The 12,197-nt window shown below is 65.8% G+C and carries 10 protein-coding genes; 6 read left to right on the top strand and 4 right to left on the bottom strand.

Annotation, left to right across the window (positions count from 1 at the left end):
* The 5 genes from mnmC to AK81_RS25795 form a co-directional block, all read left to right on the top strand.
* Positions 1–1,254, top strand: a 1,254-nt coding sequence (mnmC, locus tag AK81_RS25815) for a bifunctional tRNA (5-methylaminomethyl-2-thiouridine)(34)-methyltransferase MnmD/FAD-dependent 5-carboxymethylaminomethyl-2-thiouridine(34) oxidoreductase MnmC (protein WP_043203848.1), incomplete at its 5' end; no start/stop codon positions are given.
* A gap of 197 nt (positions 1,255–1,451) precedes the next feature.
* On the top strand, positions 1,452–3,239 hold the full coding sequence (locus tag AK81_RS25810) for an N-acetylglutaminylglutamine amidotransferase (RefSeq protein WP_043203847.1): 1,788 nt from the start codon (positions 1,452–1,454) through the stop codon (positions 3,237–3,239).
* A gap of 3 nt (positions 3,240–3,242) precedes the next feature.
* Complete coding sequence (ngg, locus tag AK81_RS25805; protein WP_043203845.1) at positions 3,243–4,988, top strand: N-acetylglutaminylglutamine synthetase; 1,746 nt, start codon at positions 3,243–3,245, stop codon at positions 4,986–4,988.
* A gap of 125 nt (positions 4,989–5,113) precedes the next feature.
* Positions 5,114–6,298 carry an osmoprotectant NAGGN system M42 family peptidase gene (locus AK81_RS25800; RefSeq protein ID WP_043203843.1) on the top strand — a complete coding sequence of 395 codons (1,185 nt, stop codon included), beginning with the start codon at positions 5,114–5,116 and terminating at the stop codon, positions 6,296–6,298.
* 181 nt (positions 6,299–6,479) lie between these two features.
* Positions 6,480–6,707 (top strand): YheU family protein, encoded by a 228-nt coding sequence (locus AK81_RS25795; RefSeq protein WP_016501031.1) that lies wholly within the window; start codon positions 6,480–6,482, stop codon positions 6,705–6,707.
* A gap of 114 nt (positions 6,708–6,821) precedes the next feature.
* Here AK81_RS25795 and csrA read toward each other — a convergent pair whose 3' ends face one another.
* Both csrA and AK81_RS25785 read right to left on the bottom strand, forming a co-directional pair.
* On the bottom strand, positions 6,822–7,010 hold the full coding sequence (csrA, locus tag AK81_RS25790) for a carbon storage regulator CsrA (protein WP_043203840.1): 189 nt from the start codon (positions 7,008–7,010) through the stop codon (positions 6,822–6,824).
* A gap of 120 nt (positions 7,011–7,130) precedes the next feature.
* Positions 7,131–7,940 (bottom strand): SDR family oxidoreductase, encoded by an 810-nt coding sequence (locus AK81_RS25785; protein WP_043203838.1) that lies wholly within the window; start codon positions 7,938–7,940, stop codon positions 7,131–7,133.
* Positions 7,941–8,234: 294 nt separating this feature from the next.
* Here AK81_RS25785 and AK81_RS28765 point away from each other — a divergent pair, with 294 nt between their 5' ends.
* Entirely contained in the window at positions 8,235–8,387 is a 153-nt protein-coding gene (locus AK81_RS28765; protein WP_003252624.1) for a DUF3309 family protein, read from the top strand.
* Here the strand turns inward: AK81_RS28765 and AK81_RS25780 are convergent.
* On the bottom strand, positions 8,315–11,566 hold the full coding sequence (locus AK81_RS25780) for a response regulator (RefSeq protein ID WP_043203836.1): 3,252 nt from the start codon (positions 11,564–11,566) through the stop codon (positions 8,315–8,317). The genes AK81_RS28765 and AK81_RS25780 overlap by 73 nt on opposite strands.
* Complete coding sequence (locus tag AK81_RS25775) at positions 11,567–12,193, bottom strand: response regulator transcription factor (protein ID WP_043203835.1); 627 nt, start codon at positions 12,191–12,193, stop codon at positions 11,567–11,569.
* Between the last annotated feature and the right edge of the window lie 4 nt (positions 12,194–12,197).

Genomic DNA, 12,197 nt, shown 5'->3' with positions numbered 1-12,197 from the left:
GGCCAGCCCGGCCCCGGCGCCCCTTGGTACGCACGCCCCGCCACTACACAGGGGCCACGCGAGGCGCTGGTGATCGGTGCCGGGCTGGCCGGCAGCACAAGCGCTGCCAGCCTGGCCCGGCGTGGCTTGCAGGTCACCGTGCTGGAGCGCCACGAAGCCCCGGCCCAGGAAGCTTCGGGCAACCCGCAGGGGGTGCTGTACCTCAAGCTGTCCGCCCATGGCACCGCACTTTCACAGATGATCCTGTCCGGTTTCGGCTACACACGGCGCCAGCTTGAACGCCTGCAGCGTGGCCGCGACTGGGATGCCTGCGGCGTGCTGCAACTGGCCTTCGACAACAAGGAAGCCGAGCGCCAAGGCAAGCTGGCTGCCGCCTTCGACCACGATTTGCTGCATGCACTGGCGCGCGCCGAGGCCGAAGCCATCGCCGGGGTGGCCTTGCCGGCCGGCGGGTTGTTCTACCCCGAAGGTGGCTGGGTGCACCCGCCAGCGCTGTGCCAGCAGCAGTTGCAGCACCCGGGTATTCGCCTGCTGACACACCAGGAGGTCATCGAGCTGCGCAAGGTCGATGGCCAGTGGCAAGCCTGGGCTGGCGAGCGCCTGCTGGCCAGCGCGCCCGTGGTTGTTCTGGCCGGTGCCGCCGAGGTGCGGCGCTTCGAGCCTTGCGCACAGTTGCCGCTCAAGCGCATCCGGGGGCAGATTACCCGCTTACCGGCCACCGCCAGCAGCCGGGCGCTGCGCACCGTGGTGTGCGCAGAGGGCTATGTGGCGCCGCCGCGCGGGGATGAACATACCCTGGGCGCAAGCTTTGATTTCCACAGCGAAGACTTGGCGCCGACGGTTGCCGAGCACCAGGGCAACCTGGCGTTGCTGGACGAGATCTCCGTCGATCTGGCCCAGCGATTGGGCACGGCCGAGTTGGCCCCTGAGCAGTTGCAGGGGCGTGCGGCGTTCCGTTGCACCAGCCCGGATTACCTGCCAATCGTAGGGCCGGTAGCTGATGTACAGGCGTTTGCCGAGGCCTATGCGGTGTTGGGCCGGGATGCGCGGCAGGTGCCGGATGTAGCCTGCCCTTGGCTGGAGGGGTTGTATGTGAACAGCGGGCATGGGTCGCGCGGGTTGATCACGGCGCCGCTGAGTGGCGAGCTGGTGGCGGCCTGGATATGTGGGGAACCGCTGCCGTTGCCCCGGGCAGTGGCAGAGGCGTGTCATCCGAACCGGTTTGCCTTGCGGAAGCTGATTCGGGGGAAGTAAGAAATCGGGGCCGCTGTGCGGCCCTTCGCGGGCTCGCCCGCTCCCACAGGGAGAGCATCAGTCAGGCTTGCCCGGACATTGCCCAGTGGCCACATATAACAAATCGTTCTAAAACTCTCAAAAAGCACACCGGTCAGTTCCTTAAGGTGCCCTAATCCTGGGCATCACCTCCCCAACGGAAAAACCGGTAAGGACTTATGTGCGGATTAGCAGGAGAGTTGCGTTTCACCCCCATCGACCAAGCCCCTCGCCCAGCCGACCTGGCTGCGGTAGAGCGCATCACCCATCACCTGGCGCCTCGCGGCCCGGATGCGTGGGGCTTCCATAGCCAGGGGCCGATCGCCCTCGGCCACCGGCGCCTGAAAATCATGGACTTGTCCGACGGCTCGGCGCAGCCGATGGTCGACAACACGCTGGGCCTGTCACTGGCGTTCAACGGCGCCATCTACAACTTCCCCGAACTGCGCCAAGAGCTGCAAGACCTGGGCTACAGCTTCTGGTCCGACGGCGACACCGAGGTGCTGCTCAAGGGCTACCACGCCTGGGGCGCGGCCTTGCTGCCCAAGCTCAACGGCATGTTCGCCCTGGCCATCTGGGAGCGCGACAATCAGCGCCTGTTCCTGGCCCGCGACCGCCTGGGCGTCAAGCCCCTGTACCTGTCGCGCAACGGCGAGCGCCTGCGTTTTGCTTCTACCCTGCCGGCCCTGCTCAAGGGCGGCGACATCGACCCGATGCTCGACCCGGTGGCGCTTAACCATTACCTGAACTTCCACGCCGTGGTACCCGCACCGCGCACCCTGCTGGCCAACGTGCAGAAGCTGGAACCCGGCACCTGGATGCGCGTCGACCGCCATGGCGAAGTCGAACGCCAGACCTGGTGGCAGCTGAAATACGGTGCCAACCCGGACGAGCGTGAGCTGGACCTGGAAGGCTGGACCACCCGCGTGCTCGACGCCACCCGCGACGCCGTGGCCATCCGCCAACGCGCCGCCGTCGACGTCGGCGTGCTGCTGTCCGGTGGTGTCGACTCCAGCCTGCTGGTCGGCCTGCTGCGCGAAGCGGGCGTGGACGACCTGTCGACGTTCTCCATCGGTTTCGAGGATGCCGGTGGCGAACGAGGCGACGAATTCCAGTATTCCGACCTGATCGCCAAGCACTACGGCACCCGCCACCACCAGTTGCGCATCGCCGAACACGAGATCATCGACCAGCTGCCAGCGGCATTCCGTGCCATGAGCGAGCCGATGGTCAGCCACGACTGCATCGCCTTCTACCTGCTGTCGCGGGAAGTGGCCAAGCACTGCAAGGGCGTGCAAAGCGGCCAGGGCGCCGACGAGCTGTTCGCCGGTTATCACTGGTACCCGCAGGTGGACGGCGCCGAAGATGCCTTTGCGGCTTACCGCGACGCGTTCTTCGACCGCAGCCACGCCGAGTACCGCGACACCGTGCAGGCGCCCTGGCTGCTGGAAACCGACGCCGCCGGCGATTTCGTGCGCGAGCACTTCGCCCGCCCCGGCGCCCGTGACCCTGTGGACAAGGCCCTGCGCCTGGACAGCACGGTGATGCTGGTGGACGACCCGGTCAAACGCGTGGACAACATGACCATGGCGTGGGGCCTGGAGGCGCGCACACCGTTCCTCGACTACCGGCTGGTGGAGCTGTCGGCGCGTATTCCGGCGCGCTTCAAGCTGCCCGACGGTGGCAAGCAGGTGCTCAAGCAGGCAGCACGGCGGGTGATCCCGCATGAGGTAATCGACCGCAAGAAGGGCTACTTCCCGGTACCGGGCCTCAAGCACCTGGAAGGCGCCACCCTGGGCTGGGTGCGTGACCTGCTGACCGACCCCAGCCAGGACCGTGGGCTGTTCAACCCGGCCATGCTCGACCGCCTGCTAAGCAACCCGCACGGCCAGCTCACCCCGCTGCGCGGCTCCAAGCTGTGGCAGCTGGCGGCGCTGAACCTGTGGTTGAGCGAACAAGGAATCTGACCGATGAAAGCCCATGAAATCGCATACGGTCAGCGCCTGCTGCGCGGCCAGGCGCCGTCCTACGAGCGCCTGCAGGCGCGCCTGGCCGGCGACGGCAGCCAGCCCCACGACCAGCCGCGTGCCGTGCACTGCGGCTGGGGCCGGCTGCTGATCGGCCAGACCTACCCCGACCCGGCCAGCCTGGCCGAGGCGCTGCTGGACGAAAGCCCCGGCGAACGCGACATCGCCCTGTACGTGGCCGCACCGCAGCAGGTGCTGGCCCAGGCCCCGCAGCAGTTGTTCCTCGACCCGTCCGACACCTTGCGCCTGTGGTTTACCGACTACCGGCCAGCGCAGCGGGTGTTCCGCGGCTTTCGCGTGCGCCGGGCACAAAACCCGGCCGACTGGCAGGCCATCAACACCCTGTATCAGGCGCGCAGCATGCTGCCGGTCGACCCCGACCTGCTCACCCCCAGGCACCTGGGCGGCCCGGTGTACTGGCTGGCTGAAGACGAAGACAGCGGCGCGGTGATCGGCAGCGTCATGGGCCTGAACCACGCCAAGGCCTTCGACGACCCGGAACACGGCAGCAGCCTGTGGTGCCTGGCGGTGGACCCGCATTGCACCCGCCCCGGCGTGGGTGAGGTGCTGGTGCGCCACCTGATCGAACACTTCATGAGCCGTGGCCTGGCCTACCTGGACCTGTCGGTGCTGCACGACAATCGCCAGGCCAAGCGCCTGTACCAGAAGCTGGGTTTTCGCAACCTGCCCACCTTTGCGGTCAAGCGCAAGAACGGCATCAACCAGCAGCTGTTCCTGGGGCCGGGCCCTGAAGCCGAGCTTAACCCCTACGCACGCATCATCGTCGATGAGGCCCTGCGCCGGGGCATCGACGTGCAGGTAGATGACGCCGTTGGCGGCCTGTTCACCCTGAGCCTGGGCGGGCGGCGCATTCGCTGCCGTGAATCGCTCAGCGACCTGACCAGTGCCGTGACCATGACCCTGTGCCAGGACAAACGCCTCACCCAACATGCCCTGCACAACGCCGGGCTGCAGGTGCCGGCGCAGCAGCTGGCAGGCAATGCAGACGACAACCTGGCGTTTCTCGACGAGCATGGCGCGGTGGTGGTCAAGCCGGTCGATGGCGAGCAAGGCCAGGGCGTAGCGGTGAACCTGACTTGCATTGACGACATCACCCGCGCCGTGGAGCACGCCCGCCAGTTCGACAGCCGTGTGCTGCTGGAGAGTTTCCATGCCGGGTTCGACCTGCGCATCGTAGTGATCGGCTATGAGGTGGTGGCCGCCGCCGTGCGCCACCCGGCCCAGGTGCTGGGCGACGGCAAGCACAGCATCCGCCAGCTGATCGAAGCCCAGAGCCGTCGACGCCAGGCCGCCACCGGTGGCGAAAGCCGCATTCCGCTGGACGACGAAACCGAGCGCACAGTGCGTGTGGCGGGCTTTGGCTATGACGACGTGCTACCTGCTGGCCAGCGCCTGACCGTACGGCGCACCGCCAACCTGCACACCGGTGGCACCCTGGAAGACGTCACCGAACGCCTGCACCCGGTGCTGGCCGACGCGGCCGTGCGCGCTGCACGGGCGCTGGAGATACCGGTGGTCGGGCTGGACTTCATGGTGCGCGATGCCGGGCAACCGGAGTACGTGATCATCGAAGCCAACGAACGTGCCGGCCTGGCCAACCATGAACCGCAGCCAACGGCCGAGCGCTTTATCGACCTGCTGTTTCCGCACACCCGGCCTTTGGCGTAATCGCTGATGGCCTCTTCGCGGGCACGCCCGCTCCCACAGGTCCGCCACAGGTCCTGAGACTTGTGTGGTCCCTGTGGGAGCGGGCGCGCCCGCGAAGAAGTCAACGCAACTTCCAAGGAGTACTCATGTCCGAACGACTCCCCGAACCCGATCTCGACTACCTCAAACGCGTGCTGCTGGAGATGCTTGCCATCCCCAGCCCCACGGGTTTCACCGACACCATCGTGCGCTACGTTGCCGAACGCCTGGACGAACTGGGCATTCCCTTCGAGCTGACACGCCGCGGCACCATTCGCGCCACCCTCAAGGGCCGGCAGACTTCCCCCGACCGCGCCGTGTCGGCCCACCTGGACACCATCGGCGCCAGCGTGCGCCAACTGCAGGACAACGGCCGCCTAGCCCTGGCGCCGGTGGGCTGCTGGTCCAGCCGCTTTGCCGAGGGCAGCCGGGTCAGCGTATTCACCGACACCGGTGTTGTGCGTGGCAGCGTGCTGCCGTTGATGGCCAGCGGGCACGCCTTCAACACCGCCATCGACCAGATGCCGGTCAGCTGGGACCACGTGGAGCTGCGCCTGGACGCCTACTGCGCCACCCGTGCCGACTGCGAGGCGCTGGGCGTGAGCATTGGTGACTTCGTCGCCTTCGACCCGCTGCCCGAGTTCACCGAAAGCGGCCATATCAGCGCACGTCACCTGGATGACAAGGCCGGCGTGGCAGCATTGCTGGCGGCACTGAAGGCCGTGGTGGAAAGTGGCCGCCAACCGCTGATCGACTGCCACCCGCTGTTCACCATCACCGAAGAGACCGGCTCGGGTGCGGCCGGTGCCCTGCCCTGGGACGTCAGCGAATTCGTCGGCATCGACATCGCCCCGGTGGCGCCCGGGCAAGCCTCCAGCGAGCATGCAGTGAGCGTGGCCATGCAGGACTCGTCAGGGCCTTATGACTACCACCTGTCGCGGCATTTGCTGAAACTGGCCGGCGACAACGACCTGCCGGTGCGGCGCGACCTGTTCCGCTATTACTTCAGCGATGCCCATTCGGCGGTGACGGCGGGGCATGACATCCGTACCGCCCTGGTGGCGTTTGGTTGCGACGCCACCCATGGCTACGAACGCACGCACATCGACAGCCTTGCGGCGTTGAGCCGGTTGCTGTCGGCGTACCTGCTGAGCCCGCCGGTGTTCGCCAGCGACTCGCAGCCGGCCAATGCTTCACTTGAAAGGTTCAGCCACCAGCTGGAGCACGATGCGCAGATGGAGAGCGACACGCGGGTGCCGGCGGTGGACAGCCTGGTGGGCAATAAAGGCTGATGGCCTTTGGGGCTGCTTAGCAGCCCATCGCCGGCAATCCAGCTCCCACAGGGACCGCACAATGTTCAGGCCTGTGGTGATCCTGTGGGAGCCGGCTTGCCGGCGATGGGCCGCAAAGCGGCCCCATAATCCCGAATGTTTCGCGTAGCATTGCCCACACTTACTTCAGACCATACCCACCATGCTGATCCCCTACGACCAACTGCAAGCCGAAACCCTGACCCTGCTGATCGAGGACTTCGTCACCCGCGATGGCACCGACAACGGCGACGATACCCCGCTGGAGACGCGCGTACTGCGGGTGCGCCAGGCGCTGGCCAAGGGCCAGGCGTTCATCCTGTTCGACCCGGAAAGCCAGCAGTGCCAGTTGCTGGCCAAGCATGATGTGCCCCGCGAACTGCTCGATTAGCAGGTCTGGCCTCTTCGCGGCTAAAGCCGCTCCCACAGGTATCGTACAAACCCTGTGGCCAGCGCTGTACCTGTGGGAGCGGCTTTAGCCGCGAAGAGGCCGGCACAGGCAACATCAAGCGCTTCGCGCCTTGCGCTGCTCTGCTTCCTTGATGCGCTTGTAGACCTCGGCCCGATGCACGGTCACTTCCCTCGGGGCTTCGACCCCGAAGCGCACCACCCCGTCACGGGTCTGTACCACCATGATCCGGATGTCATCGCCAATCACGATGATCTCCCCCACTTCGCGTCCTATTACCAGCATGTTCCGCTCCTTTGGCGAAAGGGAAAACCGGAGCGTGCATCGTAGATATTTACCTACTCAATAGTTCCGCAGCAAATCAGAAGCGCCCTACATTTCTAGGTAACTTCTCCTACAGACCATTCATCTCGACTGGGCTTTGGCACGCATTTTTACCGCCATTTCGGCCATTTCGTCATACAGCCGCTCGGGTGCCTGTTGCTTCAATGCCCACGCCTGGCGCCCGGCTTCGTGGGGCAGGATCAGGAACTCGCCAGCAGCCACTTGCTTGTGCATGTAGTCGGCAATATCCGCCGCACTGATCGGCGAGCCTTCCAGCAGTTTGCCCACCTGGGCCTTCATCGCCGGGTTGGGCCCGCGGAACGAGTCCAGCAGGTTGGTCTGGAAGAACGACGGGCACACCACATGCACTGCTACCTCCAGCTGGCGCAGCTCCACCAGCAGGCTTTCCGACAGGGCCAGTACACCGGCCTTGGCCACGTTGTAGTTGCTCATGCCCGGCCCCTGCATCAGCGCAGCCATCGAAGCAATGTTGATGATGCGCCCCTTACTGCGCTCCAGCAGCGGCAGGAAGGCCTTGCAGCCCTTGACCACGCCCATCAGGTTGACCGCCAGCTGCCAGTCCCAGTCCTCCAGCGACAGCTCGGCGAAGAACCCGCCCGAGGCGACGCCGGCATTGTTGACGATCACGTCGATACCGCCGAACTTCTCTTCGCAGGCCTGGGCCAGGGCGGTGAGCTGGCTGTAGTCGCGCACGTCGCAACGCTGGATGAAGCCCTCGCCACCGGCCTCGCGGGCCATGTCCAGGGTTTCGCGCAGGCCGGCTTCGTTGACATCGGCCAGCGCCAGGCGCCATCCCTCGCGCGCCCAGCGCAGGGCGATCTCGCGACCGAGGCCGGACCCGGCGCCGGTTATCATGATGCGGTTTTGCATGGTGGCTGGCCTTGTTCCTGGTGGTAGTGCAGCGAGTCTAATCAAGGCCAAGTGGGCAGGCAGGGTTCATCAGGGTAGTGAATGGGCGGGCATGACTGTGTAGTCAGTACCGGCCTCTTCGCAGCACAAGGCTGCTCCTACAGGCATAGACGATCCCTGTAGGAGCAGCCTTGTGCTGCGAAGAGGCCGGTACTGGCAACACCCAATGGAATCTTTCACAAGCGGCGACAGTCCGAACATACAAGAGGCCAGCAGTACGAGGCCCTTGACCCTCAACCACGCAAGGACTCCGTCATGACCACGATCCTCATCATCATCCTGATCCTCCTGCTGATTGGTGGCTTACCGGTCTTCCCGCACTCGCGCAGCTGGGGCTATGGCCCGTCCGGCATTATCGGCGTGGTGCTGGTGATTTTGTTGGTGCTGTTACTGCTTGGCATGATATGACCCACCCCGGCCTGGCGTTCCAGTTGGCGTTCCAGGCGACGCATGCCGTCGCCCAGGGCGCGGACCGCCAGGCCGAGCGCCGGGCGTTGCAACGGCTCGGCGTGGCAACAACGCTCAACCTCCTCGCACAGGGCAACCAGGGCGTCGGCGCGGGCAATGCGTGCCGCGCCCTTTACCCGGTGCGCCAACCTAGCGATGGCCTCAGGCGCATCGCCCAGGCTTTCCAGGCGTTGCAGGTCTTCACGGTTGCTGGCTCGCAGGTCGCCCAGCAGCGCCTTTAGCGCCGCTTCATCGTTGCCCACCAAGTGCCTCAAGTGCTGCAAGTCAAGCAGGCTGCCGTGGTCATTGGATGCCTGCGCAGGGCGCGCGCTTATCAGTGCCTGCGTGAGGCTGCCCAGGTCCAGCGGCTTGAACAGGCAGGCATCCATGCCCGCTTCGCAACTGCGCCTGCGCTCGGCCTCCTGGGCGCTGGCGGTCAGCCCGATCACCCTGCTGCGCGGGCGAGCGCTGCGCCGCTCGTGTTCGCGTATGGCACGGGCCAGCCCGTGACCGTCCATGCGTGGCATGTTGCAGTCGGTAATCACCACATCGAAATGCTCCTTCAGCCACAGGCGCAAGGCTTGTGCGCCGTCTTCCGCAACCCGCGCCTGATGCCCGAGAAAATCCAGCTGCTGTGCCAGCAGCAGCCGGTTTGCCGGGTAGTCGTCCACCACCAGCACTCGCAGCCGTGCGCCAGGCTCTGCCGCCAGCAAGGGTGAAACCTCAGGCGCTGGCGCCGCACCCGACAACAGCGGCAACTTGAGCTGCACCTGCACTTCGGTGCCCTCCCCCAAGGTGCTGCGCAGCTGCAACTGCCCCCCCATCAACTGGCACAGGTTACGGCTGATGCTCAAGCCCAGGCCGGTGCTGGCACGTGGCGACTGGCGGTGGTTGCTGGCCTGTCGGAATGGCTGCCCTAATGCAGCCAGCTCGCTGGCGGCGATGCCCACGCCGCTGTCCTTTACCAGCAGCACGATATCGAGCAGCCCGTCAGCCGGCGCTGCCTGCAGGCTGACCACGATGCGCCCGCGCCGGGTGAACTTGATCGCGTTGCTCAGCAGGTTGGCCAGCACCTGCTTGAAGCGCAGCGGGTCGAGCATGACCTCGGCACCCACTGCCCCGCACAGCTGCATCTGTAATTCCAGACCTTTGCCACGGGCCAGCTGCTCGAACAGTTGCACCACCCGGCCAACCAGCTCGCTCACCCGCACCCGCTGCGGCGAAAGCTGCAGGTGGCCGGTTTCGATGCGGGTAATGTCGAGTATGTCGCCAATCAGCTCTTTCAGCCCACGTGCCGCTTCGGTGGCCACCTCGATGGCCAGGCGGTCCAGCACACCTTGGGCGGCCTTGCGCTGGGCCAGTTCGAGCATACCCAGTACCGCATGCAGCGGGGTGCGGATTTCATGGCTGATGGTGGCAAGGAACTCGGTCTTGGCCTGGTTGGCCGCATCCGCCGCACGTTTGGCCCGCTGCAATTGCACCTGCAGCCGACGCAGGTAACGGATCCACAACAAAGCGATGAACAGCAAGCAGAACGCGACGCCAAAACCGAACAGCACCTTGCCGCGATGGCGCGGCCAGACACCATCGGGGACGATCATCGGGTTGCGCCAGCGGCGTACCAGTGCGGTGGTCTCGTGCGGCGTCAGGCTGAGCAACGCGCTGTCGATGATGCCCAGCAGCTCGCTGCCGCCCCGGGTACTGGCCAAGGCGAAGTGCGCCGGCGGCAGGGCCAGGCTGGCGCTGACCTGCAACTGCCCGGGATACCAGCGGGCGACCAGTGGCCAGGCGTCATCAAGGGTCAGCAAGGCGGCGTCTGCCCGGCCATCGGCGACCGCGTGCAGTGCATCCAGCGGGCCGCGCAGCAAGCGTTGGCGTACCTGCGGATAACGCTGGTGCAACAGCTCGACCATGGCACTGCCCCACACCAACGCCACGTGCCGGCCGGCCAGTTGCTCAAGGCTGACCGGCGCCTGATCGCCCATGCGGCTGACCAGCACCCGCGAAGCACTGAGGTAGGCACGGCTGAAGCCCAACCGCTGCGCCAGGCTGTCGCTGTAGGGCAGCCCGGCAATCAGTTGCGCCTTGCCCTGGGTGACCTGTTCGATCATCTGCTCGGCGCCTGCCCCGGCCTGCACGTCAAATTCAAGGCCCGTGCGCCGGGTGATCAGTTGCAGTACATCCAGGGTCAGGCCGCGCAGCTGGCCCTTGCTGTCGCGGTAGCTCAGTGGCAGCACCTGGTCGTCCACCAATACCCGTACCTTGGGGTTGTCAGCCAGCCAGCGCTGCTGAGCCTCGCTCAAGTGCACCGACTGCGCCGAGCGCGTACCGCTCGCCAGCGAGTTCCAGCGCGCCTGGATGCGCGCACGCTGGGCGGTGCTGATGCCCTCCAGCACCGCGTCCACCAGGCGCGGCAGGGGCGTACCGTTGTCGAGCATGGCGAAGCCGATGCCTTGGCGCGCAAGGGCCGCGTGGCCAATCTCCTCTACCCCGCTGAGCGGGCTACGGCCTTTCACGTAGCGCGCAACCAAGGCATTGCCCAGGTACAGGTCGGCCTGGCCGAGGGCCAGCGCGGCCAAGGCACTGAACGCGGTGGGGTGCACCTGCAGGGTGGCCTGTGGGTAGCTCTGGCTGACCTGCTGCGGTGAGCGGTAGCCGTCCACCATCACCAGGCGCAGCGGTTCGGCGCCCTGGATAACGGCTTTGTCCTCCTGGGCCAGCAACAAGGGGTAGTCCTCGGCGTAGGGCGGCGACAGGCGCAAGCCGGCGTGCAGCGCCTGCTGCGCCGTGACCGAGCCCAGCAGGTCGACGGTGCCTTCGCGCAGCGCTGCGACCGCCGCCTGGAACGAGTCGAACACCTGCACCTGCATGTCCAGGTGCAGGTGCTCGGCCACCAACCCCGCATAATCGGCGGTGATGCCTTCGTAGACACGCCCGGTGCCGAGGATATCCAGCGGCGGCTGGTCGTTGCCAAGCACCCCCAGGCGCAGCACGCGACGGTGCCATAGCCAGCGCAGGTCGCTGCTGATCGGTTCGGCACGCGGCCCTTCGAAGGCCGCACGCCCATGGAACACCGGCGCAGCCACGCCCGACAGGGAAAACACACAACACAAAAACAGCAGCCAGATTGCACGCACCATTCAAATAAGCTGGTTGCGACGAGCGAGATCCGCCAGGTCAATGACCGAATTGAGCCTGAGCTTTTCCAGCAGGCGCGTTTTGTAGGTGCTGATGGTCTTGTTGCTCAACAGCATGGCTTCACCAATGGCTTTGTTGCCATGGCCACGGGCCAGGTACTGCAACACCATCAGTTCACGGTCGGTCAGGCTGGCAATGCACTGGGCTTCACTGGCGTAAATGTCCCGCCTGCGCACCGAGCTGGTGGCAATGTCGGGGTAGTAAGTGAAGCCCGACAGCACGGCAGCGACTGCCTTGCCCAGTTCGTCCAGGTCATCGGTCTTGGCAACATAGCCTGCGGCACCGGCCTGCAGGCAACGCAGCGAGTAGGCTTCGGCCAGCTGCGAGGTCAACACCACGACCTTGCTCGAAAGGCTGCATGCCTTGATCCGGCTGATTACCTCCAATCCGTCCAGGCCCGGCATCGCAATGTCGAGAATCACCAGGTCCGGTGCCAGCTCGCGTAACAGGCGCACGGCGTCTATGCCATTGTCCGCCTGGCCGACCACCTGTACACGCTGTTGGCGCAGCAGCAGGCAGACCGTGGCCCGTATGAAAGGGTGGTCGTCGACCACCAGAGCTGTGTGCATGCGC

The organism is Pseudomonas putida W15Oct28 (assembly GCF_000708715.2).
Taxonomy (GTDB): domain Bacteria; phylum Pseudomonadota; class Gammaproteobacteria; order Pseudomonadales; family Pseudomonadaceae; genus Aquipseudomonas; species Aquipseudomonas putida_R.
This window is presented reverse-complemented; position numbering and strand designations above follow the sequence as displayed.